This is a genomic window from Rhizobium sp. AN6A, assembly GCF_900215635.1.
In the GTDB taxonomy this organism is placed as follows: domain Bacteria; phylum Pseudomonadota; class Alphaproteobacteria; order Rhizobiales; family Rhizobiaceae; genus Agrobacterium; species Agrobacterium tumefaciens.
In genome coordinates, this window is the sequence record NZ_OCNC01000003.1 from 1,702,256 (window position 1) to 1,728,962 (window position 26,707).

29 protein-coding genes are annotated in these 26,707 nt (G+C 58.7%); 9 read left to right on the forward strand and 20 right to left on the reverse strand.

Annotated elements, in window-relative coordinates; translation table 11 throughout:
• Positions 1-27: 27 nt before the first annotated feature.
• Together CRO62_RS11680 and CRO62_RS11685 are read right to left on the reverse strand one after the other, a co-directional pair.
• The gene (locus CRO62_RS11680) at positions 28-1,290 is read right to left on the reverse strand and encodes an ATP-binding protein (RefSeq protein ID WP_097100258.1); all 1,263 of its coding nucleotides are present in this window, start codon (positions 1,288-1,290) and stop codon (positions 28-30) included.
• Positions 1,287-2,018: a response regulator gene (locus CRO62_RS11685; RefSeq protein ID WP_210200295.1), complete on the reverse strand. Its 732-nt coding sequence runs from the start codon at positions 2,016-2,018 to the stop codon at positions 1,287-1,289. The genes CRO62_RS11680 and CRO62_RS11685 overlap by 4 nt, the downstream gene beginning before the upstream one ends.
• Before the next feature lie 203 nt (positions 2,019-2,221).
• Here CRO62_RS11685 and CRO62_RS11690 point away from each other — a divergent pair, with 203 nt between their 5' ends.
• The 4 genes from CRO62_RS11690 to CRO62_RS11705 all read left to right on the forward strand — a co-directional run bounded on the left by CRO62_RS11690 (position 2,222) and on the right by CRO62_RS11705 (position 6,515).
• On the forward strand, positions 2,222-2,887 hold the full coding sequence (locus CRO62_RS11690; protein ID WP_097100482.1) for a hypothetical protein: 666 nt from the start codon (positions 2,222-2,224) through the stop codon (positions 2,885-2,887).
• 126 nt (positions 2,888-3,013) lie between these two features.
• Positions 3,014-3,307, forward strand: a complete 294-nt coding sequence (locus CRO62_RS11695; RefSeq protein ID WP_097100259.1) for a hypothetical protein — start codon at positions 3,014-3,016, stop codon at positions 3,305-3,307.
• A 22-nt stretch (positions 3,308-3,329) separates the two neighbouring features.
• The gene (locus CRO62_RS11700) at positions 3,330-4,553 is read left to right on the forward strand and encodes an efflux RND transporter periplasmic adaptor subunit (protein WP_097100260.1); all 1,224 of its coding nucleotides are present in this window, start codon (positions 3,330-3,332) and stop codon (positions 4,551-4,553) included.
• Between the two features lie 3 nt (positions 4,554-4,556).
• Entirely contained in the window at positions 4,557-6,515 is a 1,959-nt protein-coding gene (locus tag CRO62_RS11705; RefSeq protein ID WP_097100261.1) for a MacB family efflux pump subunit, read from the forward strand.
• Between the two features lie 16 nt (positions 6,516-6,531).
• On the opposite strand, the gene CRO62_RS11710 is transcribed toward CRO62_RS11705, so the two are convergent.
• The gene (locus tag CRO62_RS11710) at positions 6,532-6,768 is read right to left on the reverse strand and encodes an acyl carrier protein (RefSeq protein WP_003517889.1); all 237 of its coding nucleotides are present in this window, start codon (positions 6,766-6,768) and stop codon (positions 6,532-6,534) included.
• Positions 6,769-7,078: 310 nt separating this feature from the next.
• Between CRO62_RS11710 and CRO62_RS11715 the strand changes: the two genes are divergently transcribed.
• Entirely contained in the window at positions 7,079-8,176 is a 1,098-nt protein-coding gene (locus tag CRO62_RS11715) for an acyltransferase family protein (RefSeq protein WP_097100262.1), read from the forward strand.
• 270 nt (positions 8,177-8,446) lie between these two features.
• On the opposite strand, the gene CRO62_RS11720 is transcribed toward CRO62_RS11715, so the two are convergent.
• The 13 genes from CRO62_RS11720 to CRO62_RS11780 form a co-directional block, all read right to left on the reverse strand.
• Positions 8,447-8,758 carry a hypothetical protein gene (locus CRO62_RS11720; protein ID WP_003517885.1) on the reverse strand — a complete coding sequence of 104 codons (312 nt, stop codon included), beginning with the start codon at positions 8,756-8,758 and terminating at the stop codon, positions 8,447-8,449.
• Between the two features lie 13 nt (positions 8,759-8,771).
• Complete coding sequence (locus CRO62_RS11725; protein ID WP_013761399.1) at positions 8,772-9,065, reverse strand: hypothetical protein; 294 nt, start codon at positions 9,063-9,065, stop codon at positions 8,772-8,774.
• 639 nt (positions 9,066-9,704) lie between these two features.
• Positions 9,705-9,845, reverse strand: coding sequence for a hypothetical protein (locus CRO62_RS27205; protein ID WP_003517881.1), 141 nt, complete (start codon positions 9,843-9,845; stop codon positions 9,705-9,707).
• 90 nt (positions 9,846-9,935) lie between these two features.
• Positions 9,936-10,220 (reverse strand): hypothetical protein, encoded by a 285-nt coding sequence (locus CRO62_RS11730; RefSeq protein WP_003517879.1) that lies wholly within the window; start codon positions 10,218-10,220, stop codon positions 9,936-9,938.
• 147 nt (positions 10,221-10,367) lie between these two features.
• Complete coding sequence (locus CRO62_RS11735; protein WP_003517878.1) at positions 10,368-10,583, reverse strand: hypothetical protein; 216 nt, start codon at positions 10,581-10,583, stop codon at positions 10,368-10,370.
• Positions 10,584-10,613: 30 nt separating this feature from the next.
• Positions 10,614-10,850, reverse strand: a complete 237-nt coding sequence (gene rpsU, locus CRO62_RS11740) for a 30S ribosomal protein S21 (protein WP_003517876.1) — start codon at positions 10,848-10,850, stop codon at positions 10,614-10,616.
• Positions 10,851-10,877: 27 nt separating this feature from the next.
• The gene (locus tag CRO62_RS11745) at positions 10,878-11,168 is read right to left on the reverse strand and encodes a hypothetical protein (RefSeq protein WP_003517874.1); all 291 of its coding nucleotides are present in this window, start codon (positions 11,166-11,168) and stop codon (positions 10,878-10,880) included.
• Positions 11,169-11,277: 109 nt separating this feature from the next.
• The gene (locus CRO62_RS11750) at positions 11,278-11,487 is read right to left on the reverse strand and encodes a cold-shock protein (RefSeq protein WP_003517872.1); all 210 of its coding nucleotides are present in this window, start codon (positions 11,485-11,487) and stop codon (positions 11,278-11,280) included.
• Positions 11,488-11,966: 479 nt separating this feature from the next.
• On the reverse strand, positions 11,967-13,202 hold the full coding sequence (locus CRO62_RS11760) for a Gfo/Idh/MocA family protein (protein WP_097100263.1): 1,236 nt from the start codon (positions 13,200-13,202) through the stop codon (positions 11,967-11,969).
• 20 nt (positions 13,203-13,222) lie between these two features.
• Positions 13,223-14,044, reverse strand: a complete 822-nt coding sequence (locus tag CRO62_RS11765; RefSeq protein WP_097100264.1) for a sugar phosphate isomerase/epimerase family protein — start codon at positions 14,042-14,044, stop codon at positions 13,223-13,225.
• A gap of 51 nt (positions 14,045-14,095) precedes the next feature.
• On the reverse strand, positions 14,096-15,259 hold the full coding sequence (locus tag CRO62_RS11770) for a dihydrodipicolinate synthase family protein (RefSeq protein WP_097100265.1): 1,164 nt from the start codon (positions 15,257-15,259) through the stop codon (positions 14,096-14,098).
• 10 nt (positions 15,260-15,269) lie between these two features.
• Positions 15,270-16,412, reverse strand: coding sequence for a Gfo/Idh/MocA family protein (locus CRO62_RS11775; protein ID WP_003517858.1), 1,143 nt, complete (start codon positions 16,410-16,412; stop codon positions 15,270-15,272).
• A gap of 245 nt (positions 16,413-16,657) precedes the next feature.
• Positions 16,658-17,356 carry a TetR/AcrR family transcriptional regulator gene (locus CRO62_RS11780; protein ID WP_003517856.1) on the reverse strand — a complete coding sequence of 233 codons (699 nt, stop codon included), beginning with the start codon at positions 17,354-17,356 and terminating at the stop codon, positions 16,658-16,660.
• Between the two features lie 119 nt (positions 17,357-17,475).
• Between CRO62_RS11780 and CRO62_RS11785 the strand changes: the two genes are divergently transcribed.
• The 4 genes from CRO62_RS11785 (at position 17,476) to CRO62_RS11800 (ending at position 21,758) form a co-directional block, all read left to right on the forward strand.
• Positions 17,476-18,765: an ABC transporter substrate-binding protein gene (locus CRO62_RS11785; protein ID WP_097100266.1), complete on the forward strand. Its 1,290-nt coding sequence runs from the start codon at positions 17,476-17,478 to the stop codon at positions 18,763-18,765.
• A gap of 6 nt (positions 18,766-18,771) precedes the next feature.
• Positions 18,772-19,725, forward strand: a complete 954-nt coding sequence (locus CRO62_RS11790; protein ID WP_003517854.1) for a carbohydrate ABC transporter permease — start codon at positions 18,772-18,774, stop codon at positions 19,723-19,725.
• On the forward strand, positions 19,718-20,593 hold the full coding sequence (locus tag CRO62_RS11795; protein ID WP_013761392.1) for a carbohydrate ABC transporter permease: 876 nt from the start codon (positions 19,718-19,720) through the stop codon (positions 20,591-20,593). Before CRO62_RS11790 ends, CRO62_RS11795 begins: the two co-directional genes overlap by 8 nt.
• An 88-nt stretch (positions 20,594-20,681) precedes the next feature.
• Positions 20,682-21,758: an ABC transporter ATP-binding protein gene (locus CRO62_RS11800; RefSeq protein WP_097100267.1), complete on the forward strand. Its 1,077-nt coding sequence runs from the start codon at positions 20,682-20,684 to the stop codon at positions 21,756-21,758.
• Positions 21,759-21,979: 221 nt separating this feature from the next.
• Here CRO62_RS11800 and CRO62_RS11805 read toward each other — a convergent pair whose 3' ends face one another.
• The 4 genes from CRO62_RS11805 to CRO62_RS11820 are packed head-to-tail and all read right to left on the reverse strand — an operon-like array spanning position 21,980 to position 26,700.
• The gene (locus tag CRO62_RS11805) at positions 21,980-22,756 is read right to left on the reverse strand and encodes a sugar phosphate isomerase/epimerase family protein (RefSeq protein ID WP_097100268.1); all 777 of its coding nucleotides are present in this window, start codon (positions 22,754-22,756) and stop codon (positions 21,980-21,982) included.
• A complete protein-coding gene (locus CRO62_RS11810) occupies positions 22,753-23,769 on the reverse strand; it encodes a hydroxyacid dehydrogenase (RefSeq protein ID WP_097100269.1) in 1,017 nt (338 codons plus the stop codon). The genes CRO62_RS11805 and CRO62_RS11810 overlap by 4 nt, the downstream gene beginning before the upstream one ends.
• Positions 23,766-25,643, reverse strand: coding sequence for a DUF2264 domain-containing protein (locus CRO62_RS11815; RefSeq protein ID WP_097100270.1), 1,878 nt, complete (start codon positions 25,641-25,643; stop codon positions 23,766-23,768). The genes CRO62_RS11810 and CRO62_RS11815 overlap by 4 nt, the downstream gene beginning before the upstream one ends.
• Complete coding sequence (locus CRO62_RS11820; RefSeq protein WP_097100271.1) at positions 25,636-26,700, reverse strand: LacI family DNA-binding transcriptional regulator; 1,065 nt, start codon at positions 26,698-26,700, stop codon at positions 25,636-25,638. The genes CRO62_RS11815 and CRO62_RS11820 overlap by 8 nt, the downstream gene beginning before the upstream one ends.
• Positions 26,701-26,707: the final 7 nt, after the last annotated feature.

A 26,707-nucleotide genomic window follows, 5' to 3' on the forward strand; every position in this document is an offset into this window, starting at 1 on the left:
CGGGCATAGGTGTTTTGTGGCATGAGATCATGCCACTTTTGCCAAAATCACCGTCTGGATCAGGCCCTGTTTTTTGTGGTTCGCGATCGTGATCGTGCCACCGAAGCGCTCGATGATTTCCTTGGCGATGGCAAGACCCAACCCCACACCAGGGATCGATTTGCGCCGCCCGAGATCGACCCTGAAGAAGGGCTCGAAAACCCGGCCGATCAGTTCTTGCGGAATGCCCGGGCCTTCATCGCGGATCGTCACGACGACCTCGCTCTCGTCCTCGGTTAGATCGATCCGTGCCGTTTTGCCATGGGTGACGGCATTGAGGATGAGGTTGCGCAAGGCTCTTTTAAGCGCAAGTGGAGCGGCCTTGATCATCATGGCGGCTTCCGGTTTCATAAAGTCGAGGGCATCGGCGTGACCGAGATCAGAAAGTTCGCTGACGATTTCGCCGAGAAGCGCGCCGATATCGGTCATCTTGACGGTATCCTTGCTCACTTCCTCGCGCACAAGCAGAATGGCGCTGTCGGCGATGGCGTTCAGTTCCTCGAGGTCCGCCAGCCATTTGCCCCGTTCTTCGTCGTTTTCGATGAATTCTGCCCGCAGGCGCATGCGGGTCATAGGGGTTCTCAAGTCATGGCCGGCGGCTGCGACGAGGCGCATTCGGCTTTCCATTGCCGCCTTCAGGCGGCGGGCGAGTTCGTTCAAGGCCCGCGCCGTCGCGCGGATTTCACCCGGCCCAGTTTCCGAAAGATGCGGCAGCGAACCGTCTGGTCCAATGCTGGCAGCGGCGTTTTCCAGCATGTCGAGGGGGCGGGTGATCTTTCTGGCGGCAAAGATGGAAACAGCAGCACTGCCAAGAATGATCAGCCCGATCCACATGCCGAAAATCTTCCAGCCGCCCGGGGGAGGACCCATATGCGGAATTTCCGCGACCAGCCATCCGGTTTTTTCCAGCGCGATAGCCGCCACCGGGGCATTATTTCCGGGCGCGCGGATCACAATTGCGGTGCGTGGCTCGCCAACCTGTGCAAGGGCCTTTTCCAGAAACTCCGAAAGCATTCCGTCGAGATCACCTTCGGGCGGCTTCTGTTCGATGCGGAAATAGCCGGGTTGTTGCAGCGAGGGGTCGCGTTCGGCCATGGTCACGGCAAAGGCAAGGCTGCGGGCAACGGGCTCGATGGTGGCATCTGGCGGCGGCGGCTGCAATGTCTGATCGGCCACCACAGTTGCAAGCGCGATGACCGCGATGATGGAGACGATCAACAGTGCGGCGATACGGTTTCTGAGCGAGCTCATCGATGCACCGGCAGGGTTCTGACCTGAACCGTCATCTGGTAACCGCCATTGCGAACGGTCTTGAAGATCGGAGCCCGGGCATCGGTTTCGAGCTTCTTGCGCAACCGGCTCATCAATACGTCGACGGAGCGGTCGAACGGTCCACGGTCCTTGCCCTGCGTAAGATCGAGAAGCTGATCGCGCGAAAGAAGCCGGCCGGGCCTGTCGAGGAAGACTTTCAGCAGATCGAACTCCGCCCCCGTCAGCTCGATCCTCTCACCGCCGGCGTGGATGACGGAGCGCTGTTCCGGATCGGCGGTGAAGTCCGCAAAACCATAGGCGGTGGATGAGCCGCGAGGTGCTTCCTGAGGTGCTGCGCGGCGCAGCACGGCCTTGATCCTCGCCGTCAGTTCTCGCGGATTGAAGGGTTTGCCGAGATAGTCGTCGGCACCGATTTCCAGCCCGACGATCCGGTCGACATCCTCCTTGAGCGCTGTCAGGAGAATAACGGGCGTGCGCGGCCGGCGGCCTTGCAGATCGCGGCAGATATCGAGGCCGGAACCATCCGGCAGCATCACGTCGAGCACGATGAGATCCGGATCGGAGCAGGCGAACTGTTCTTCGAACTCTCGCCTGTCGGCTGCCATCGAAACGCGAAACCCCTGCGAGCCGAGATATTTCGCGAGCAATGTGCGTATCTCCGGATCGTCATCCACGATCAAAATATGTGTCACCGAAACTGTCGCCATATCGTCCAACCTTTTGATGCCACTATACATAAGCGGCGCAAAGAAACGGCGGATTTTTGCAACGAAAGCTTGCTGCGGCCGCTCTGGCAACATTCGGTTACAAATAGGCCTTGCGTGCAACAAGACCGGCAACATTCGGACCAAGGCCGGAAACGCTTAGCTCCTATCGTCTTCTCAGGTTGGAAAACGAAAAGGAAGGTAAGATGAGAAACGCTCTAATCGCCACCGCCGTCGTCGTGACAACTGTTCTTGGCGCTTCGGCCACCTCCCGGGCTGCGGAGCAGGGTGAACCGGCGCCGCAGGCATCGGAACAGGCCGTGCCGCTCCTCGCCAGTCCTGACTTCGGTTCGAATAGTGCTCCGGAGCAAAGGCTGCCGCATGGCCGCGAGATTGTCGGGCCTGAGATGCTCCGCCCGGATATGATGGGGCCGGATATATTGGGCCCGGATTTATTGGGGTTGGCGACGAAACTTTCGGCAGCGGAAATCTATCTCGGCGTCACACCTGAACAGCTTGGTCCGTGGCGCGCCTATGCCACTGCGCTGATCGATCTTGTTTTGCCGACTTCGGAACGCAAGCCATTGCCGCCGAAGGGATCGGGTGCGGCGGGGCTGGAGCCGCGTCTCGCCGGTGAGGAGCTGGCCGGCCTTATAATGAACAAGGCAGAACAGGCTAAAGCACTTCAGGACGCAGCAGCTACGCTGAAACCGAAACTTTCGCCGCAGCAGGTGCAGAAGCTTGCTGAACTCGAACGCGCATTGATGCCGCCTCCGCCTCCCGGCCCGCATCATGGCCGTGCACGAGACGGTCGTGTCGAGCCTCCGCATGGCGACGGGATGCCGCCGCTGCCTCAGGCAGAGCGGGGCTGACGCCACTCTTCAAAGTTTCCTCCTTTAATAGCCCCCCAGCAAAGGAGGAAATCAGCCGGAAACGGCTGAAGCCGGGGGATCGCTCGCCTGCGATCCCCCGCGTGATTTTCAAGCGGGAAGATGATGATGAGATATTTCTACCTGATGCTGGCGACGGTTTTTGGTTTGAGCTTTGTCTGGTCGGTCGCTGCGGCCGGTGACAGGCCGGTGCGAGATCCGGCGAAATCCCGGCAGGAAGAACAGCGGCACCAACCCGTCTGTGCGAAGGATCGGCGCGAAAATGCACATGGCAAGCGTCGTGGCGACACCTGCCGCAAGGCATCCGCCAGAAAGTCCGCTGCCGCCTATGAATGGATCGAAGCAGACAATGGCTTCATCCTTGTGAAACACGACATGAGGTCGGTTTCTTCTTTTGAGTAGACCGGCCGGACAGGACAGGACGATGAAAATGGCTCGCAAAGCAGGTGTGGCGCTGACGGTTGTCGCGCTCGCCCTGGGTGGCTACTGGTTTTCGTCACAATATACGCGGGCCGCAACGCCCGGTTATATCACCTCGTCTGTGAAGCGGGGTGATATCGAGCAGACGGTTCTGGCGACCGGCACGCTCAAACCCGTTCGTCTGGTGGCCGTCGGCGCGCAGGCCTCCGGTCGCATCACCGCCGTCAAGGTCGCACTTGGAGATACGGTCAAGGCGGGCGATCTCATTGCCGAGATCGATTCCGTTACCCAGAATAACAGCCTGCGCACGGCGCTGGCAGCGCTTGCCAATGTGAAGGCGCAGCGGGTGGAAAAGCAGGCGACACTTGTTCTCAACCGCCAGAGCCTTGTCCGCCAACAGGAAATGGTGTCGAAAAATGCCGCCTCCCGTGCGGATTTCGAAAGTGCCACTGCAGCGCTCGCAGTCACCCAGGCGCAAATCGAAGCGATCGACGCCCAGATCGAGGAGGCACAGGTCGCTGTCGAAACGGCAAAGGCCAATCTCGGCTATACGAGGATCACCGCGCCCATCGAAGGCACTGTTCTGTCTATCGTCAGTCAGGAAGGGCAGACCGTCAACGCCACGCAGTCCGCGCCGACAATCGTGATCCTAGGCCAGCTCGACCGGATGACGGTGCGCACGGAAATTTCCGAAGCAGATGTGACGCGCGTAAAAGCCGGCCTGCCAGTTTACTTCACGGTGCTGGGTGAGCCGCAGCAGCGTTACGACGCGACGCTTACGTCCATTGAACCGGCGCCTGAATCAGTGCGCAGCGATTCCAGCTTCAGCTCCTCGACGTCTTCCTCGACCACATCGTCGTCTTCCAGCACCTCGTCGTCGGAGGCTATCTATTATAATGGCGTGTTCGAAGTGCCGAACCCGGACGGCAAGTTGCGCACCTATATGACGGCGGAGGTCCATATTGTTCTCGGTGAAGCGAAGGACGTGCTAACCGTTCCGGCGGCGGCCCTTGGTAGCAAGGGCGCCAACGATGACTATGCCGTGCGTGTGGTAGACACCGATGGCAGAATTTCCGAACGCAGGGTCCAAATCGGTCTGAACGACAAGGTCACGGCGGAAGTGCGTTCCGGCCTTGCCGAGAACGAGCGCGTGGTGACCGGCGAACTTTCCATCGACACCACCAAAAACGCCATGCCGGGGCCTGGTGGCCCGCCGATGGGATTTTGAACCATGGCTGATCCTCTGATTTGCCTTAAATCCGTGCGGCGGGATTATCCGTCCGGTGAAGGTACGATTACCGTACTCAAGAATATCGACCTCATCATCGAGGCCGGCGAGATGGTGGCGATCGTCGGCGCTTCCGGATCGGGCAAGTCGACGCTGATGAATATTCTCGGTTGCCTCGACCGGCCGACGTCAGGGAGCTACAGCATCAGGGGCCGGGAGACGGGCAATCTCGATGCGGACCAGCTTTCGGAATTGCGGCGAGAAAATCTCGGTTTTATCTTCCAGCGTTACCATCTGCTTGCCGAACTGACAGCGCTCGGCAATGTCGAAATTCCGGCGATCTACGCCGGAAAGTCACAAGGCGATCGCAGGAGCGATGCCGCCAGGTTGCTCGGCCGCCTTGGCATGGCGGACCGCCTCGATCACCGTCCGGGCCAGCTTTCCGGCGGCCAGCAGCAACGCGTTTCCATCGCCCGCGCCCTGATGAACGATGCCGAAATCATTCTTGCCGACGAGCCGACCGGTGCGCTCGACAGCGCGAGCGGCGACGAGGTGTTGCGCATCCTCGACGAGCTGCATGCCGAAGGGCGCACTGTCATTATCGTTACGCATGATATGTCAATTGCGCGACGTGCCGGACGGATCATCGAAATCAGCGACGGCGCCATCATTTCCGACCGCAGGGCGGATCCCGCGCCGGTTCGGCAGGATGACGCCAAACCCTCTATCGTTTCCGGCGGGTCCTCCAGTCTCGCCGGTATCGCGTCCTCGCTGCGGGAGGCATTGCGCATGGCGCTCCTGTCGATGCGGGCGCACAAGCTGCGCAGCTTTCTCACCATGCTCGGTATCATCATCGGCATCGCCTCGGTCATCAGCGTCGTGGCGCTGGGGCAGGGGTCACAGCAGCGCGTGCTGCAGAATATCTCAAGCCTCGGCACCAACACGCTGGAAATCTTCGCGGGCAAGGATTTTGGCGACATAAGATCGGGCAAGATCACCACGCTGGTTGTCTCCGATGCCGAGGCACTTGCCCAACAATCCTATGTCGCTGCTGTGACGCCCACGGTCTCGACCTCCAGTACGGTGCGTTTCGGCGCGAAGGAGGCGAGTGCGCTCGTGAATGGTGTCAGCGAGCGGTATTTCGTCGCCAAGGGCACGAAGCTGTCACAAGGGCGCTTTTTCGATGCCGCAAGCGTCGCGCAGAAAGCCCAGGAGGTGGTGATTGACGAGAACACCCGCAAATCATTGTTTGCGGATTTCGACGGCAGCCCCATCGGTCAGGTCATTCTCATCGGCAAGGTGCCGGCCCGCATCGTCGGCATCACGCAGGCGCAGCAGGGCGGTTTCGGTTCAAGCCAGAACCTTTCACTTTATCTGCCCTATACTGCCGTCCAGTCACGGTTTCTCGGCAGCTTGTCGCTGCGCAGCATCACGGTGCAGGTGAGTGACGATATTGACGCCGCAATTGCCGAACAGGCGGTGACGGTTCTTCTGACCCAGCGACATGGAACGCGGGATTTCTACATTCTCAACACTGACGATATTCGCCAGACCATCACCAGTACAACGCAGACCATGACGCTGCTGGTTGCGGCGATCGCGGTGATTTCGCTTCTGGTCGGCGGCATTGGGGTGATGAACATCATGCTCGTTTCCGTTTCCGAACGTGTATCGGAAATCGGCGTGCGCATGGCAGTCGGCGCACGGCGCAGTGACATACTGCGCCAGTTCCTGATCGAGGCAGTGCTCGTCTGCATCATCGGCGGAACGCTGGGAATTTTGGGCAGCTTCGGCTTTGGGGCACTTTTCTCCGCCTTCAGCAGCAATTTCGCCATGGTCTATTCCACGGTGTCGATCATTGCTGCCTTCGTCTGCTCGACACTGATAGGTGTCGTTTTCGGCTATCTGCCGGCCCGCAACGCCTCGAACCTCGATCCTGTTGCGGCCCTGTCGGCGGGTTGATATCCGCCGCCGCCGGTCAAGCCTTGTTTTTTTCGATGAAGCGAATGGCGTCGCCAACGGTCAGGATTGTGCTTGCGGCGGAATCGGGGATTTCCACTCCGAATTCTTCCTCGATTTCCATGACAACCTGAACCACTTCGAGGGAATCGGCACCGAGATCGTCGACAAAATTAGCGTCATCGACAACCGTGCCGGGATCTGCGCCAAGCTGGTCAACGATGATTTTTTTAATACGGTCGGCGATGGTGGACATGGTGGGACTCCGCGAAAGTTGTTTGCCGCCGAACAACCCGTTTGAATTTGCGTCCAGGGCACTTGCTAAAATCGAAACCGGTTTTTGCGAGGCGTGGTACACAGAGTCAGAAGGTCAAAGTGTCGATGACATCCGGACGTAGCATGCCTTTGACGGCTGCGAAAGAGCGTGGCTCATGGGGAAGTGCCCATAAGATTTCGGGGTATGTTTGACGTTGAACAGTTTTTTGACTGGATGCGATGAACCGCTGCGCTGTAAACCTCGTTTTCGTGAAGTAATTATAATCTAGTCCTGTCGAGCATCAACGCCCATGGTCCAGTCGTCCCCGGAACGCTTCATATTGCTCGATGGCATAAGGGGCGTAGCTGCGCTCTTCATCGTGCATCGCCATGCCGAACAGTTTTTCGGGAGAGACGACGCTTCGAGCTATCTCGCCGTCGATTTGTTCTTCGCCTTGAGCGGTTTTGTACTGGCGCATGCCTACAGCATGAAACTGCGCGAAGGGGCGATTACGCCAGGCTTCTTCATGAAGGCGCGCCTTGCGCGACTTTATCCACTGTATGGGCTGGGGCTGGCGCTGATGGCGTCCTATTTCATCTGCCTCTACCTGTTGGGCCTGCCGACGCCGATCGATGATCTTCATCGCCACATCAATCCCGGCGAGCTGGCGATCGCGTTGTTGACCGGGCTTCTTTTCGTTCCGGCACCCTTCACGCTCACATTGAACGGCGCATTGTTTCTGGTGAGCCCGGCATGGTCGCTTTTCAACGAGCTGGTGGTGAACGCGGTTTACAGCCGTTGGGGTGTGCGGGCGACTACGAAACAGACAATCGTGGTTCTGGCTGTCAGCGCCTGCGTCCTTGTCGTGGCGGCCGCTGAGTTTGGGAAGTTGCATGCGGGGTTTCGCTGGCACGAAATGTATGCCGGCATGGGAAGGGTGTTTTTCTCGTTTTTCGCAGGCGTACTGGTTTACCGCTTCCGCAATCGCGTAACCGAGCTGAAGCCCGTCCATGCGGCCCTCTGTCTTCTGCTGGTCTGCGTCATCCTCGCCGTGCCGATTTCGCGTGAGCTTCGGCCATTCTTCGATCTCGCGGTGGTTCTGCTCGTCTGGCCGACGGTATTGTTCGTAGCCAGCAGGATAGTACCGGGTCGCAGGGTGGGAATGTTGTCGACGTTTCTCGGCACAGCTTCCTACGCCGTCTATGTGCTGCATATTCCGCTGCTGGCCTGGACGGATTTTCTGATACCTGCCGTTGATAGGGAAAACATCGCTTTGCCGGCCGGTGTCGCTTTCCTGATAGGGACGACGTGCCTGTCATGGTACCTGACGGTCCATTTTGATCAGCCAGTGCAGACATGGCTCAAAGGTCGCCTGAGAAAGCGGGCAGGGGTCGGGCAACCGGTGTGATCGCGTCTTGTCGCTGCGTGGCTTCAGTAATGCGCGAAGATTGGAGCCGTGAGAACAAAGGCCGCGACGAGGCTGATGATCGTCAGTTTCGCGGCACGCATGCGGCGCATTCTGCGGCCGCTCCAGTCATACGTCATACTCACCCTCCACGCAGACGCAAACTCTCGGACTTGATGTCCGACTAAATCAGTTTCTCCTGATATATCTCATTTGCCAAGTCATTATTGTTACCAGTGATTTTGGCGGACACCGTCCGCTTCGGGAGGCGCTTCAGGGAAAAAGCCGGATGAGTTGATTGTCTTTGAGTTTAAGGCGGCTTGCCTCATCGGAAGAAATGCAATGCTCTATGTTCTTTCGCAAGTCGTCGGGAACTATCGGCCCGCCGGCTTTCAAAAGCTTTTCGGTCATCGAAAAAAGAATGCCGAATTGGGTCTCGCATTCGGCCGATGTCAGCAGCAGCGGTAGCGACGGAACGGTGTTCGCCGTAAAAACGCTATCCGCCGTATCGTACATGGTGACGAGGTACCAGGTCAGAAATAGCCCCAGCCACAGGCCGGTGCTGACCATGATATATTCGCGCATCTGCTCTCTCCCCTCAATGGCGGTGGTAAAGCAGTGGCAGGCCCTGGATTGCATATCGGGGGAGTGGCTTCCACGGCTTGATGCGGTCGTGTTTCTGCACGCCGAACAGGAAGCGCATTTCGTCGGTGAGGTCTGCCGGATCGGTCAAACCATCCTGATATAATTCAATAACCTTGCGGGCAGCTCTGTTGTGGAGCTTTTTGTCATCATCGTCGGAAAGGTGATTAAAACCGATGCTCTCGAGGACCAATTGAAGCATTTCGAGATCTTGAGAGGAGATCAGGCAGTTACGGGGCGCAGAAGACATGATGGCCTCTTTTCTTACTGGTTCAGAAAGCCGAAGCCTCGCGCGCGCCCTTAAAAGGCTGCACGGGACGCTCCAACGCTTTGAAACGATTCGCCGGTGCGGTCGATGACCGTTGCCGGTTTTCGGGGGGCATGTGCCTCAACGCGCCCTGGGAAATTCCGCACGGGGCGCTATAGACGGGAGGCATGTGCAAATGGGGCTTGAGACGGCAAGGATGCCTGACGGCGGTAACGCCCTTTAAGTACCGATGGGGAAGGGTGCGCTCTTTGCGCGCAATAGGCAAGTTAATTCCATAGCCCTTGACGAGTATGTGACCGGCGCGGCGACATTCATTATCTCACCAGGGCAGATAACAAAAAAGGCCGGGGCAATATTGCACCGACCTTCCTCATATCGCTATTAACACCAGTGCCAGTACATCCGTGGTCAAAAGTCTAAAGCGACGAAAACAACTGCGAACGACATATTTTGCGCTCACCAGCAGTTGCTGTATGGACTTTCTAGAGGAGCAATGTGGCCAAAACAAGTCCGCATTTCCAGTAGTTGTTTTATTTGTCGCGACCCTATGCGTATCGGGTCGCGGTTTGGCAATTCGTGCCGGGGCGTCGCGCTATTATGAGCGGGCTGTCCGGAACAATCCTACTTCTTCTTGCCATCCGCAGTTGTGGAGTTTGCGAACTTGACCTGCGTGCCGGCAGCTGGTGCCGCAGCCGGAGCTTTCGTCTTGTCCTTCTTCGGTTTGCGGACTTCTTTGTTGCTGCGTACTTGACCCTTGGCCATGGTGTCCTCCTGGTATTGAACTGATGTTGGATGTGGTTTGGTCCGGGGCATGATCGCGCGCCGCAGGCAGGCTGCGGGGCGGTTTCATCGTCAGGGGAAAGGCAGTCCGTTAAGCGGAAGTTTCCCGAAGGGAAGGGTTGGTTTGGAGAGGCGGATACGCCCTGCGTAGAAGGTTCTCCGCACCATGTCGGGCTGCAGGCCAAAATCAGGAAACGCCGCAAAGCCGGAGGATGCGCCGCGATCCTGATCTAGGCGCATGGCTGTTTCTTCGGCGGCACTGAGAAGCAGGCGAAGCGATGCGTTTTCCCGGTAACCCAAACCGCCGGTGCGGACGAGGTTCCGTGAAAGGCTTGATGAATAAAAGTCGGAAGACATCTCGTCCTCCTTTCGTTTGGGGGCGAGGACACTCTGCCCTCAAACACCAGCACTCTTCAGCGGACTGCTGACAGGCGAAGCGTGCGCCTGTTGCGTATCAGGTTCAAGAAGTTTTTCGGAAAGGTGACGTCAAAAAGTGCAACCGGGTTATTTCTTGCCGGATGACTTTTTGGTGCGGGTGGGTGGAGGGGCGGCGATTGCCGCCTCCTGAGCTTCGCGAAGTTGGCGAAGCCGTTCCGTCTTCTTGGCGCGCTGGTCGGATTCGGCGGTTATGATCTGTTTCGCCGCCTTGTCCGTTATGGATGCCTTGTCCTGCGAGGACAGCTTTCCGGGTTTGAAAACAGCCTCTTTTGTCGCGGTCATGGCATTCTCCTTTGCGGAGCGAATTGACAGTTATCGGGCGCGGGCAACCTTTTTGGGAGCAGGAAGCAATCCCTCGCGCTGCAATTTTTTCTTCGCCATCTTGCGGTGGCGGCGCACAGCTTCGGCTTCTTCGCGGATACGCTTTTCCGACGGCTTTTCGTAAGATTCCCGTGCGCGCATCTCACGGAAGATACCCTCGCGCTGCATCCTCTTTTTCAAGACGCGGAGGGCTTGCTCTACATTGTTATCCCTGACGAGTACCTGCAACTTATCTCCTTAACGCAGCCATCGCTGCTATTTTTTGATTCTGATCGTATTCGAATTGATCCAGCTCGATCCCGCAACGCGCGAAGACGAGCCTTCGATTTCCACGGGCCGCGATGAAGACGCAGCCACATCGATTTCATCGAGCGCTATATTACGTTCGAAGTTCTCGTGCTGGAAACGCACCCTGTAGCGAACCGCACCTTGTTGTGTCTCTGGCAGAGCCGTTACGACCCGGCCTGGACCTTTGGGCTGGTTGGCCCCAAGTACGCCCGCCTTCAGAAAGATAGCATCGCCGGAACGATAAGGATTTTTGCGCATGAGAGCCTCCCCATGGCCAAAAAAACAAAAGGCCGGGATTTAACCCGACCTCTCACAATCACTCAGCGCCACTGCTGGTACATGCGTAGCCAGCGGGGCCGATGACAAATCAAGCTGCGCGAAGGTTGTCGGCGGAGCTCTTGCCGGACTTGCGGTCCTGCACGATGTCGTAGGTGATCTTCTGGCCGTCGTTCAGCGAACGCAGACCTGCGCGCTCAACAGCCGAAATGTGAACGAAAACGTCCGTGCCGCCGTTGTCAGGCTGAATGAAGCCGAAGCCCTTGGTGGCGTTGAACCACTTTACAGTACCAGTGTTCATAACGATTTCCTTTCGTAGTAATCGTTGTTGGTTTCCGCGATACCTTGCGGAATTAGATCGATTATTTGAGAGGAAATCCGACGGGAACGTAGAGTCCCAGGAGCGACGTCACAAGCAATTGTCGATTTGCCGAATATAGCCTCAATTTTTGATTTTGCAATGGGCCGATGCGGAAAAATGCGCCATCTGGCGATTGCACTTGTCGGTTCCGGTGTCTCTTCCTGCGTCAGCGGCGCGATTTCGGTTTTTTCTCTTCCCTGTTCATATCACGCCCCACCCATTTGAAAAAAAGGATCAGGCTGGTGCCGATGATGATGAGCGGAATGAAGGATTCGAAACTGGACATGATTCACTCTTTCTTCCCCCGATCATCGTTTTACCGGTATGGAGGAAGCGCGTAATCTGCAGAATGTTATCCGTTCTTTTTTGGCAATTGCGGCCTGCGGACCGCCGTTGAAAGCACCGCAGGCCGAAAATATCTAGATGGGCAGGGATTTCACCGCCGCTGCACCACCCTCGCGGGCGCTTTTCAATGCGGCTACGCCGCAGAGTACGGACATGGCGCCGGCGCGCGAACCCGCCCGCTGCCGCAGCCGGTCGTTCGAACCGGGCTTGAAGATCATGTCTCGCATGCGATTGTCGCCGCCATAATGGCCGCCCGGCTCATGCGGCACCCAGATACGCTCGACACCACCACCGAAACTTTTCACCAGCAGGATTTCGTCGGCTGGGGGCTCAGTCCACGGCTGCTTTTCATATTGGCGCATCTCGATGCGGCCTTTATGGCCGTTAAACGCGATGTGGTGTCCCTCGATTGGCATATAGGTATTGAGCGAATAGGAGACCTGCACACCGTTCGCATAGCGAATCGAGGCACTCATCGTGTCGGGAATGTCGATCTCCTCGCGAAAGACGCAGGCGTCACGCATATAGCCGTCGATAGTCGACGGGTCCTCGTAAAGCGCGTCCAGGAACGGATCGGCCGCGAGATCCATGAAATAATCGCACTCGCCCTTGTGCGGACAGGTACGACAGCGCGTTCCCCGGAACGGTCCGTTCTTGCCATAATGCAGCAATTGCCCAAAGCCCTTCACTTCCACCGGGTCGGAATCGAGATACCAATTCAGAAGATCGAAGTGGTGCGTGGCCTTGTGGACGAACAGGCTGCCTGAATGTTCGGTGAAAGCGTGCCACCGGCGGAAATAATCCGCACCGTGCTGGTTATCGAGATACCAGTGGAAATCTACCGAGGTAACGGTGCCGATCGCGCCGTCGTCGATCAGCTCCTTGATGCGCGCCGCCGTCGGTGAAAAGCGATAATTGAAGGAAACGTCGACGCGGCGGCCGCTTTTGGCCTCCGCCGCGCGGATGCGGTCAATCTTTTCCGGGGTGGTGGTCATAGGTTTTTCGCTGATGACATCGGCACCGCCCTCGAGCGCGCGGATAATGATGTCGTCATGAGTATCATCGGGCGTGCAGACGATTACCAGTTCCGGGCGTTGCTCGGCCATCATCCGGTCGAAGTCGTCGTAAAGCGGAGCGGCCGACCCCATCATGGCGCGGGCCCGTTCTGCGCGCATCAGGTTCAGGTCGCAAATGCCGACCAGTTCGACATAGTCGCTCCACCCGGCCAGAAGTTCGCGCCCCCACATGGTGGTGCCACGATTGCCGGTGCCGACCAGTGCATAACGTTTGCGTTTCACCCTTTCAGGCATTTCCTTACTCCCGAACCCAATCAACAAACGGTTTTAAAACGCTCGACGACGGTGGACAGAACCTCGTCCACCGGGCGTGCCTGCCAACGATGCGAAAAAATCTCGACTTCCTGCGGACCGGAAAAGCCGGCGGCCTCGATCATGGCGCGAAATGCCTTGAGGTCAATCACGCCGTCGCCCATCATGCCGCGATCGTTGAGCGGATCGGTGGTCGGCACCAGCCAGTCGCAGATATGGTGTGCCAGTATCTGCCCGTTTCGCCCGGCGCGCGCCACCTGTTCCTCCAGCTCCGGGTCCCACCAGACGTGATAGACGTCGATGGCCACACCGGTTCCGGCACCCAGCCGGTCGCAGAGGTCGAGCGACTGTTTCAGAGTGTTGAAGCAGGCGCGGTCGGCGGCATAAAAGGGGTGCAACGGTTCAATGGCGAGCGGCACGCCGGCTGCCCTCGCATAGGGAAGAAGTTCGGCCATGCCGTCCTCCACCATCTGCCGTGCACCCTTCAAGTCTCGAGAACCGGCGGGCAGGCCGCCCACGACAAGCACTAGGCAATCTGCCTTCATGGCGGCGGCTTCGTCCACGGCGCGTTTATTGTCCTCGATGGCGCGGCTGCGGCCTTCTGCATCGGGGGCGGGGAAAAAGCCGCCCCGGCAATGGCCGCTGAGACGAAGGCTGTTCTGCTCGACAATGCGTGCTGCTTCAGCAAGGCCTGCAGCGTGAACCTGCTCGCGCCAAGGAGAGATGGTGGTGATGCCATGCGCAAGGCATGCATCCACGATTGCCCCGAAGGAACGTCCCTGCCGCACGGTGGCAAAATTTATTGAAAGGCCCTCAACGCCCATAACGGTACTCCTCCCTTTTGCGAAGGCCTCCAGCCACCTTCGCTCTCGCGCTTAACCAATGCCTCTGACAGCCAGAAACTGCTTCATGCGATGCGTCGCCACATCCGGTTCGGCAAGCACATTGGCCTTGTCCGCCAGCCGGAAAAGCTCGGCGAAATGCCGCGTGGAGCGGGCGCTTTCCTGCCCGCCAACCATGGTGAAATGGTCCTGCGAGCCGTTGAGATAGGCGAGAAAAACCACGCCGGTTTTGTAAAAGCGGGTCGGCGCCTTGAAGATATGGCGCGAAAGCGCAACCGTTGGCTCCAGAATGTCGAAGAATTCATTATCCGCACCGCGCTTCAGGCTGGCGAGCGCCTTGGATGCCGCCGGAGCAATGGCATCGAAAATGCCGAGCAACGCGTCCGAATGACCTTTTTCGTCACCGGCGATCAGTTCGGCATAATTGAAGTCGTCGCCGGTATACATGCGAACACTAGCGGGCAGGCGGCGGCGCATGACGATTTCCTTTTCCTTGGATAGAAGCGAAATCTTGATGCCGTCGATCTTGTCTGCATTCTCCTCGATCATGGCAAGGCAGGTGTCCATCGCCGCCATATGGTCGCGGGCACCCCAGTAGCCCTCAAGCGCAGGATCGAACATTTCTCCCAGCCAGTGGATAACCACCTTGTTCTCGGCACGGGAAAGAACCCTGGCATAGGCCTTGAGATAGTCGTCCGGGGAGCGGGCGGCAGCGGTGAGCGCCCGGCTTGCCATCAGGATCACGCGTCCGCCTTCTCCCTGAACAAAATCAAGCTGTTCCAGGTAGGAGTCGATAATCTGGTTCAGGTCATATCCGCCGCCGTCAAGATGATCCGTGCCGACGCCGCAGGCGATCAGCGCATCCTTGCGGGTGGCCGCTTCCTTCAGCGAACGGGAGATCAGTTCCTGCGCCTGCGGCCACGCCAGTCCCATGCCGCGCTGGGCCGTATCCATGGCCTCCGCAACACCCAGGCCCAGATCCCAAAGACGGTGACGGAAGCGCAAGGTAGCGTCCCAGTCGATGGCGGGCGTCAACCATGGATCGTTGTCGGCGAGGGGATCGGCCACCACATGGGCGGCGGCGAAGGCGACTCGATTGAAATCCGCCGCACTTCGTTTCTCAATGGCGACCGGCGCGCCTGATAGCCTGTAGACCTCGATGCTGCGGTCGTCCTTTGGAAGCTTGAGTTCGCTCACTGTCGCCTCCTCAGGAAAGTGCGGGAACGTCGAGCCAGCGGCGTTCCTTCCATGATCTCAGCCCCAGTTCGGCCAATTGCACGCCTTTCACGCCCTCCATCAGCCCATAGGGCCATGGGTCGTTGTCGACGAGGTGACGCACGAACATTTCCCACTGCGCCTTGAAACCGTTGTCATAAGTGACGTTGTCAGGCACTTCCTGCCAGGTCTTGTAGAAATCGATGGTCTGGGGCTGGTCAGGGTTCCACACCGGTTTCGGGGTATTGGTGCGGTGCTGGGTCCAGCATTTGGTGAGACCCGCCACGGCCGAACCATGCGTGCCATCAACCTGAAACGTCACGAGATCGTCGCGGCGCACACGCACCGCCCAGGAAGAGTTGATATGGGCGATGGCGCCGCCTTCCAGCTCGAAGGTGGCGTAGGCGGCATCGTCGGCGTCGGCCGCATAGGCGTGGCCCTGTTCATCGAAACGCTCGGGGATATGGGTGGCGCCGAGGCAACTTACGGATTTCACCGGTCCGAACAGATTATCGAGCACATAACGCCAGTGGCACAGCATATCGAGGATGATGCCGCCGCCATCCTTCAGGCGGTAATTCCACGAGGGACGCTGCGCCGGCTGCCAATCGCCCTCGAAAACCCAATAGCCGAACTCGCCGCGCACCGAGAGGATCTTGCCGAAAAAGCCGCTGTCACGCAGCATCGCCAGCTTGCGAAGGCCGGGCAGGAACAGCTTGTCCTGCACCACGCCGTGTTTGATCCCGGCGCTTTCGGCCAGTCTGGCAATTGCCAGCGCCTCTGCCACGCTGTCGGAAATCGGCTTTTCGCAATAGACGTTCTTGCCCGCCTTGATGGCTTTTTCGAGCAGGCTACCACGCATCTGCGTCGTGCCGGCGTCGAAGAAAAGCGTGTCATCCGGGTTCGCAAGGGCGGCGTCGATGTCGGTCGTCCAGCGCGCGACATTGTGCTTTTTAGCGATTTCCTCGATTTTCGCACCGTTTCTGCCGACCAGAATGGGGTCGAGCATGACCTTTTCGCCGCTCTTCAAAACCACGCCGCCCTGATCGCGAATGGCGAGAACGGAGCGCACGAGGTGCTGGTTGTAACCCATGCGGCCGGTGATGCCGTGCATGATGACGCCGATACGTTTCATGAATTTCCTCCCAAGGCGGCCTTTTCCCGAAAGCCGCTTCCGTCAAACATGGCAATTTGTAACCATTTGGTTATTTGTGGTCGTGAAGGATGCGATCTGTCAAGGTGTTTTTGGCAGGAAAATCACATGCTCTTGCGGCGGTAGGAATTACGGTTTTGTGCCGCGCCGCAAAAGGAAACGACGCGCTTCGCGGATGCGAATGGCGCGTCGTCGCTGTTGTTAAAGGGAAATTCGGTTTTTACGGCTCAGACCGGCCGCACCGCAGCAAGCAGGGTATCGACGATATGCTGGCCCCAGCGTTCGAGTTCGGCGGGGTCGGTCAGGTCGCGCTGGAAGATCGTCGACAGCGTGAATCGGTTCGACAGATAAAAGGCGCCGAGCGAGGCGATCGTCAGATAGACGTCGATCGGATCGAGACCGTCACGGAATTCGCCAGTGTCGCGGCCGCGCCGCAGCACGTCCTCAAGCTCGGAAATGAAGTTCGAATGCATCGCCGCAATCGTAGCAGATTGCCTGAGATATCGGGCTTTATTGAGGTTTTCTGTTGCGAGAATGCTCAGAAATTCCGGGTGATCCAGAAAATAATGCCAAGTGAAAAGCGCAAGTTCCCGCAAGCCTTCCGAAGGCGCCTTGCGGGTCAGGTCCAGCCGCCGTTCGGTGTGGCGGATGTGGCGATAGGCGTCCTCCAGAACGGCGAGATAAAGCGCATCCTTGTCGCCAAAGTAATGATAGATCATCCGCTTGTTGGTGCCGGCACGCCGCGCCACGACATCGATTCTCGCACCCGCCAGGCCCTTCGCGGCCACCTCGCGGCGGGCGGCTTCAAGAATGGCGGCGCGTGTTCTCTCCGGGTTTCGCACCTGTGCCGCCCCGCGTTTGCGCTTGGGGGCAGGCGTTTCCTCGACGGCCGGATCGGGCAGCTGGTTTTTCGTCGTTTCGTCCATCTTAGCACCCGCTTGACAATATTGGCGATCGGTGTTCCCATGTAACCAATTAGTTATAAAACGGCAATAGTCGTTTACCCCCATCATCAATTTGGCAGTCAATTAGGGAGGAGTTGCCAATGCCCGTGATGCTTCACAGGAGAAGTGTGCTTTCAGCAGGGCTTGCGGCCCTTTCACTCGCAACATTGGGAGGTGGTTCGGCGCAGGCTCAGGCCGCGCGGCTGCGTATGTTGTGGTGGGGATCGCAGGAGCGTGCGGATCGCACCAACAAGGCGATCGCCGCATATAAGCAAATCAAGCCGGATCTCGATATTGCCGGGGAATTTGCCGGCTGGAGCGACTACTGGCCGCGCCTTGCCACGCAGGTGGCAGGCCGCAACGCGCCTGATCTGATCCAGATGGATTATCGCTACATCTTCGAATATGGCCGGCGCGGCGCCCTTGCTCCCCTTGATGACTATATTGGCAAGGGCCTGAAGATAGAAGATTTCGGCAAGATGAACATCGACTCCGGTCGGGTCGACGGCAAGCTTTACGGGGTTAATCTTGGCGTGAATTCCAGCGCTGTCTTCTTCGACAAGGCGGCCTGGGAAAAATCGGGCGCGACCCCGCCATCGATCGGGCAGACCTGGGAAGAGTTTGCCGAAAACGCCGCCAAGCTCAGCAAGAACAAGCCCAAACCCGGCTACTACGCCACGGCCGATGCCAGCGGCGTCGAGCCGAGCTTCGAAAACTGGCTGCGTCAGAACGGCAAATCACTCTACACGCAGGATGGCGGTATCGGTTTTGATCCGACCGACGCGACCAAATGGTTCACCATGTGGGCGGATTTGCGCAAGAGCGGTGCATGCGTGCCGGCCGATATTCAGGCGCTCGACCAGTTGAATATTGAAACCAACGCGCTGACGACGGGCAAAGCGGCAACGGCATTTGCCCATTCCAACCAGTTTGTCGGTTATCAGGCACTCAACAAAGCCAAGCTGGCGATAACCTCCTATCCGAAAAGCAAGAAGGATGGCCCTTCCGGTCACTACCTGAAACCATCCATGCTCATCAGCGTCGCCAATGGCAGTGCCGGCATCGAGCAGGCGGTCGGTTTCATCAACTTCCTCGTTGCCGAACCACAGGGCGTTGATGTTCTGGGTGTGGAGCGCGGCGTTCCGGCATCGGAATCGATGCGTAACGCGCTGACCGCCAAGCTCGATGCCGTCAGCAAGAGCATGGTGGAATATATTGCCGAGATTACCCCCGGCGTTGGCGATCTGCCGCCGGCACCGCCTCCGGGTGCAGGCGAATTCGCCTTCGTCCTGAAACGTACAGCGGAAGAGATCGGCTTCGGCAAGATTTCGGCGGCTGAGGGTGGTGACCGGCTCGTCAAGGAATCCGAAACCGTCATTAAACGGAAGTGATGGCATATGGCCTTTCGATCTGAAACTCTCGTGGAGGAGAGCCGTGGCGCGGCTCTCCCGAAGCGGGCAGGCGTGAAGCGGCTTTTGGACCGCAACGTTCACGCCTACCTGTTTCTCCTGCCGTGGCTGATCGGTTTCTTCGGTCTCACCCTCGGGCCTGCGCTGGTGTCGCTTTATCTGTCCTTCACCAATTATGACCTGCTTCAATCCCCGGACTGGGTGGGGGCGGCCAATTATGTGCGCATCGCCACTGCCGACCCTAAATTCGCCGCCGCCATGCAGGTCACCTTTACCTATGTGCTGCTTTCGGTACCGTTGAAGCTGATCTTTGCACTGCTGGTGGCGCTCGCCTTCAATCGCGGCATAAAGGGGCTCACGCTTTACCGGGCGATCTTCTATCTGCCGTCGCTGCTCGGTTCCAGCGTGGCGATCGCTGTTCTCTGGCGGCAGCTTTTCGCGTCCGATGGCCTCGTCAACATGGTTCTGTGGCAGGTTTTCGGTTATGAGGGGCCAAGCTGGATTTCTAATCCGGACTACTCGCTCTACACGCTGGTGATCCTGTCCGTCTGGCAGTTCGGCTCGCCAATGATCATCTTTCTCGCAGGGCTCCGGCAAATCCCGCAGGATATGTACGAGGCCGCCGATATCGACGGCGCGAGCAAGATGCGGCAGTTCTTCCGCATTACGCTGCCGCTGTTGACGCCGGTTATCTTCTTCAACGCCGTGATCCAGACGATCGATGCCTTCAAGGCCTTCACGCCCGCCTTCATCATTTCCGAAGGCACGGGCGGGCCGATCAACTCGACGCTGTTCTACACGCTCTATCTCTATCAGGAAGCCTTCGGTTTCTTCCGCATGGGATATGCCTCGGCGCTTGCCTGGATTCTCGTGATCATCATCGCGCTGTTCACGGCCTTCTCGTTCCTCAGCGCGAAATACTGGGTGCATTACGATGACTGACGCTGTTACCGCTCCCCGGCCGGGACAAGGCCCGCAACGCTCACCGCTAATGTCGGTTTTGCTGCATGCGGCGCTGATCCTTGCCTCCTTTGCGATGCTTTATCCGATCCTGTGGATGATTTCGGGTTCGTTCCGCCCGCAGGACGAGCTGTTCGGTTCCTCCTCGCTCATTCCTTCATCGGTTGATTTCGGCGGCTATATTCGCGGCTGGACCGGGCTTCAGGTCAGTTTCGGGCAATTCTTCTGGAACTCGTTCTTCATCTCGGTGCTCGCCACCATCGGCAACGTCGTTGGCTGCTCACTTGCCGCCTTCGCTTTCGCCCGCCTGCGGTTCGGTGGGCGCAATTTCTGGTTCGCGCTGATGCTCGGCACCTTGATGCTGCCCTATCACGTTGTGCTCATCCCGCAATATATCCTGTTTCTGGAAATGGGTTGGGTGAATACGTCGCTGCCGCTGATCGTGCCGAAATATCTGGCAACCGACGCCTTCTTCATCTTCCTGATGGTGCAGTTCTTCCGGGGTATTCCGCGTGAGCTGGATGAGGCAGCGGTGATGGACGGTTGCTCGCCCTTCCGCATCTACTGGAAGATCATGCTGCCTCTCTCTCTGCCGGTTCTGGCAACGGCTGCGATCTTTTCCTTCATCTGGACCTGGGACGATTTCTTCGGTCCGTTGATCTATCTGAACGACATCAACACCTACACCGTGCAGCTCGGCCTCAGATCCTTCGTGGATTCCACCGGCAGCTCGGATTGGACGTCGCTTTTCGCCATGTCCAACCTGTCGCTGGTACCGGTCTTCCTGTTCTTCCTGTTCTTCCAGCGGCTGCTGATTGAAGGCATCGCTACCACTGGAATGAAACGCTGAACGGACGAAACGGGACCGAAAACGAATTGCAGAACATCAACACCGTCGCGGCTGCCTTGTCTGCAGCGCGACGGTCGGGAGAAACAGCATGGCAAGCAGCATTACTCTGGAAAAAATCGTCAAGCGGTTCGGCGCTTTTCCGGTTGTCCACGGCATCGATCTCAAGATCGAGCCGGGCGAGTTCACCGTTTTCGTCGGCCCCTCGGGCTGTGGCAAATCCACACTTCTGCGCATGATCGCCGGTCTGGAGGAAATCTCCGAGGGTGATCTTCGCATCGATGGCGAAAGGGTCAACGAAACAGCCGCTTCCAAGCGCGGTATCGCCATGGTGTTCCAGTCCTATGCGCTTTATCCGCATATGAGCGTTTACAAGAACCTCGCTTTTGGGCTGGAGACGGCGGGTTACAAGAAACCGGAAGTCGAGGCGCGGGTGCAGAAAGCTGCCGATATCCTGCAGATCGGTCCGTTGTTACAGCGCAAGCCGAAGGCGCTTTCTGGCGGCCAGCGCCAGCGTGTCGCCATCGGTCGGGCGATCGTCCGCGAGCCGAAAATCTTCCTGTTCGATGAACCCCTGTCCAACCTCGATGCGGAACTGCGCGTGCAGATGCGTGTCGAGATTGCCAAGCTGCACCAGACGCTCGGCAGCACCATGATCTATGTGACACATGACCAGGTGGAGGCCATGACCATGGCCGACAAGATCGTGGTCCTGCGTGACGGCCGCATCATGCAGGTCGGCCGCCCGCTTGATCTCTACAACAATCCCGCCAATCAGTTCGTGGCGGGTTTCATCGGCTCGCCAAAGATGAACTTCCTTTCCGCGAAAGTGGCTTCAGGCGACAGCTCCAACCGTACCATCGAAGTCGCCGGCCAGCGCATTATGCTGGAAAAGCCGGTCGCGGCTGAGGACGGCGAGCCACTCACCTTCGGCATTCGTCCCGAACACGTAAACCCGCAGGCGCAATCGGCCTCGCTTGGCGATGCGTCCATCCAGCTCGTTGAACATCTCGGCGGCTCGACGGTGGTTTACACCAGTACCCCAGATGGCCAGCCCGCCACCCTGCTGCTGGACGGCCAGCGCCATATCCGCATCGGCGAGACCATTCCCTTTGCGTTTGATCTGGCGAAGACGCATCTGTTCGGGGCGGATGGGCGGCGGATATAAGATGAAAACCCGGGTGGGGAGCAACAGACCCTCCCTTATTCCTGTGCTTGTCATAGGAATCCAGCCGACGCGGCTCTCGCGCGGCGAAGGAAATCATTTCAGCCCAAAGACTTGGGCTGGCTGGATCCCTGTGGGAGGTACAGGGATGAGGGCAGTGGGCGGTTGTGATGGATAGCGAATTTTAGTTCGCCTCGTCGGTTTTCGATAAAAAACAAGCGGTTCTAAGAACCGGCGAGAATCTCGCTCAGCACCGCCGCATCTTCCGAGAACTGGCCAACATTGTCACCTTTGACGAATTCCAGCATCGCATAAGCTGGTTTAGCCCAGTCGCTTGCTGGCAAGGCATCAACGCAAGCCCGCCAATAGTCCGCGCGCTCGCCGAGCGGCAGGCGGCTGGCATCGGTGAGCCACGCGAAGACGTGCAGGTGGCAGATGCGTGAGCCGAGCGCGGATATTTCCGCAAAGGCGTCATCCAGCGGTAGACCTGGGGCTGGCTGCCAGTAAAAGAAGAGGTTGGGCATCGGCAAATCCTGCATGAGCTGCAAGGCCGAGGGCAGCGTGTCGGTCAGCGAATTGGGGTGATATTCGAGGCCGATTGTCATTCCGTAGTCGTCTGCCCGCCGGGCAAGTGCCGCCAACGCGTCGGTCGCCGCACAGCGTTCCTCTGGTGAATAATTCACGGATGGGCGTTTGCGGCTGCCGGGCCAGATGCGGATATGGCTGGTGCCGAGCGCTTTCGCGGTTTCCAGAACTGAGGTCACATCCTCCGGCGCAAAATCCGGTGCGAAAATGTAGGATCCGTAGGAAGAGACGGTAAGACCGGCTTTCACCGTACGCGCCGCCACATCCCTTGCATTTTCGAGGTCGCCAGGTGGCACATGGATATCGGCACCCCATTCTATCGCCTTGATGCCATTTGCGACGGCAAGGTCAATCACGGCCTGCGGCGTCATGGACCTGAAGGTGACGGAGCAGAGGCCCGGCTCGAAAATTCTCATGCGATCAGTTCCAGATGTTCCGGACGTACCTGTTGTTGCAATGGTTCTGCACGGCAGAAGCGTTCGATCTCGGCAATCGCCATGTCGCCGAGCCGGGCGCGTTCGAGGCCGACGGCGCCAGCGATATGCGGCGTCAGGAACACGTTCGGAAGGCTGTAAAAGGGTGACCCCGGTGGCGGCACTTCCGGATCGGTCACGTCGATGACGGCTTCTATGCGTCCGGTTTTCAGTTCCGTCAGCAGGGCGTCTTCGTCCACCAGCGCGCCGCGGGCCGTGTTGATCAAGGTCGCTCCGTCCTTCATCAGGGCAAGCGCATCGGCGCCGATCATGTGCCGGGTTTGCGGCAGGGATGGCGCGTGCAGGGAAATGACGTCGCTTACCGCCATAAGCTCACGGAGCGATACGAGACGCACACCGAGCTTTTGTGCCTCCACCGCGCTTAAAAACGGGTCGAAAAGGATGAGATCGAGATCGAAGGGCTGCAGCAGATTGATGACCCGACGCCCGATGCGTGACGCCCCGACAATGCCGACGGTCAGGCCGAGATTGCCGATGACCTGCGACTGCAGGCGGTCGACGTTTCGCCGCGCGCGATCCTCTCCGTAGATGCGCCGGAAACCGAAGGTACGCTTTCCGGAAAGCAGGATCATTGCCAGCGTAAACTCCGCGACCGGCTGCGCATTCGCCTCGGCCGCGCTGCACACCGTGACGTTTCGTTCGAAAACCGCCTGGGACAGGAAGTATTTCACCGTCCCGGCGGCATGCGAAATCAATCGAAGGTTCGGCATCATTGCCAGTTCCCGCATGTCGATCTCGGGGCAACCCCAGCCAGTCAAAAGAATATCTGTCCTCTCCAACTGGGCTGTCACAGCTGGGTCGTGAAAATCGCAGATCGGGCGCGTGTCGAGGATGTCGACGCTCTGCGACAGCTTTTCAAGCGCCTGTGGCGTCAGCACATGCTGCGTCCGCTCCGGGTCCATGGCAAGGCTGAGACGCGGAAGCGGGCTCATCATTGCGGTTCTCCCGCCGCTGCCATGCTGCTTACTGGAACACCGCACTCAACAAACAGGCGGTCAAGTGCCTCCATGTCCGGAAGTGCGGGAACTGTTGTCAAAGCTGTCTCGCTTTCAGGTCCCGCCAGTCCCACAAAGACGGCGCAGGAAAGCAGGGTTTTGCCCGCTGGAATGTCGCCCCGCAATTGCGGCACCGTGGTTTTGGCATTGATGAGGTTGGTATTGGGCAGCGCCTTCAGCGCCACGCCCTGGCGGGATGTGCTGGAGCCGAGATCGATGATGGCGGATATGTCGGTGCCGCAATCGACCGTTGCCCGGCCGCTGTCTTCGGTCACTGCATCGCGGTCGCCATCGTTGCGGTTTATCGCAAAGCCGCCTTCGACGACCGAAAGTGGCCGGGCAGATGTAATCCGGTGCAACCGGATATGCCACTCTCCGGCGGCAACCAGCGTCGTTTCGACCTCGACATCGGGGAATGGGTTCCAAGTCGCTCGAAGATTGGTGCCAGCCAAGAGCACGGTGCGGTTGGTTTCTCGTACCCGGTAGTGGCGACCATCTTCGGAAAAGGCCAGCATATTGTCGAAACCATTGGTCTTGAAACCGCGCTCGTCCACTTCCACGCCGAAAGCGTAACGCGAGGAATAGGCGAATTTGGCATATTTCTCCGGCCCGCCGCGCATGGAAAGGTTTTCCTGCCCACTCGTCAGCGCCGTGACGTTGCCCCTACTGCGCATCATCACCATGCCGGGATGAACGAGCGGCCGTGGTTTTGTGGATGTGTCTGGCAGCTTTTCCTCCGCCTGCCAGAAGGGGTGGCTTTCCGGCAAGGCGAGCGGCAGGAAGGCCTTGAAGGCCCAATAGGGCGAACCCGCCGAATTATAGCTTTCCGACATGGTCAGCTGCGGATAGGCGTAACCGATGGAAAGCACGCCGTCGCGGTCGGCAATCGGCTTTCCCGCCCACCAGCGCAGATGTTTCAGATAAAGCCCCTTGATCTCGCCCCAGGGCATCGCTTCCTCATCCGCGAAGGCGAGGGCACCCCAGAAGCCGCCGCAGGCGAAACGGTAGGTCATGGAGCGGCCAAAGGCCAGCGCGCCACCATCCTCATCGAACCAGCTTGCGAAATCCCCGGCAAACAGGCGGGCACGTTCCCGGTAACGTTCGGCATATGCATCATCCGGTTTGCTGATTTTCGCGTAGATCAGCCCGTAAAAATGCATGGCGAAGGCGATGTAGTGGTCGATGCGGCGATAGTTGCCGTCGCGATACCAGCCGTCGGCGATGTAAAATCCGTCCAGCTCTTTCAGATATGTTTCGGTGAGGCTCCGGTCGAATTCGATACCGAGATGATCGAGCGCCGCATCGACCATCACCCGGAAAAACTTCCAGTTATTGTCGGCATAGATGCGCTCGCGCGCCGCCAGAAGATAATGGCGCACATTCGCCTTTTGCGCTTCGGACAAGGGTTCCCACAGATGTTGCGGCGCAAGCCGAAGCGCAAAGCCGAGGGCGGCCAGTTCCACCAGCCGCTGATCCTTCTGCCGCACATCGCCCCAGTAATCGGCATGGGCGGGATCGGTGCCATTGGCGATGCCTCTGGCCAGAAGCGGCCAATGGGCGAAGGCATCGCCGCTGAGCGCAAGCGGCGCGATGCCCCAGAGTGGTCGCGCAAATCCTTCCAGATCGGCCGCTGCCCGGTCGAAATGCGCGGCGGTGCCGCTTAGCGTCACTCTTGCGCCGCTCTCTGAGAAATAGGGAAGCAGCGGTGCGAAACTGTCGTCCAATGCCCGCCTGACGTCGGCGCGGGTCTTGAGTGGATTGCCGTAAAGCGGATTGAAGCGGGTCATTGGATCATGGTTTGCTGGATCATGCATCGCGCACCGCCTTTCCCTTCTTTTTTGCCTGACCGGCGGTCTGTCCTTCCACAAGCTGTACACCCAGCTGAACCTGCCGGGCATTGGCCGATGGTTCGGACAGCCGGCGGCGCATCAGCTCCACTGCCTCGCGGGCAATCTCGCGGCGGTCTACCCGGATCGTGCTAAGCCGGGGAGTGGAAAGTTCGGCGAAGGGCAGGTCGTCGAAGCCGATTATGGAAAGATCGTCCGGTACACCGAGGCCAAGCTCTTGTGCTGCTCCCAGCGCGCCGAGCGCGATCGCATCGTTCATGCAGAAAATGCCAGTCAGATCGGGGTTTCTGGCCAGCAGCTGACGAACCGCATCACCGGCCTGCCCGAAGCCGCTATCCGCCGTCGAAAGCAGAAACTCCTCATAGGTGGCACCCTCTTCCTCGATGATAACCTGCCGAAAGCCCCGCATGCGTTCTCTTATTGTGTGACGGTGTTGCGGACCGATATAGGCGACCTTGCGGTGTCCAAGTTCCAGCAGCCGCCGCGCCGCCATCGCCCCGCCGTAAAAATTGGAGGGTGAGACACAATCCAGCATCATCGAGGGGTCGGCGCTATTGACGAGAACCGGTTGCAGCACACCCTGCGTGATGCGGTGGATGATCTCCTCTTCGGGGTCAAGACCAATGGCGAGAAGGCCATCGACCTCGCAGACCCGCTGTGTAAGGGCGTCGTCGATCTGCCTCTGGTGCAGCAGCCGGATATCGAGTTCGAAACCCTCTGTCTGGGCAAGGCTGCGCAGCATGTCGAAAATATCGTGATAAAAGGCGCCGATATCGCCGGTCGCTCGTTCGGCGGACATAAGGGCGAGGATTTTCTTGCCCTCCAGCGAGATGCCGCCGGTCTGGCTCGTGACTGGCCGCAGCGGATAACCAAGTTCCGCCGCCACGCCTAGAACCTTGGTCTGGATCGATGCGCTGATGCCTTTTTCCCCGGCGAGAACCCGGGAGACGGTGCTGATGGAAACCCCTGCACGCTGGGCGATATCCGACTGGCGCGGGCGGCTGATGTCGGGCGTATCGTTCATGTCGTCT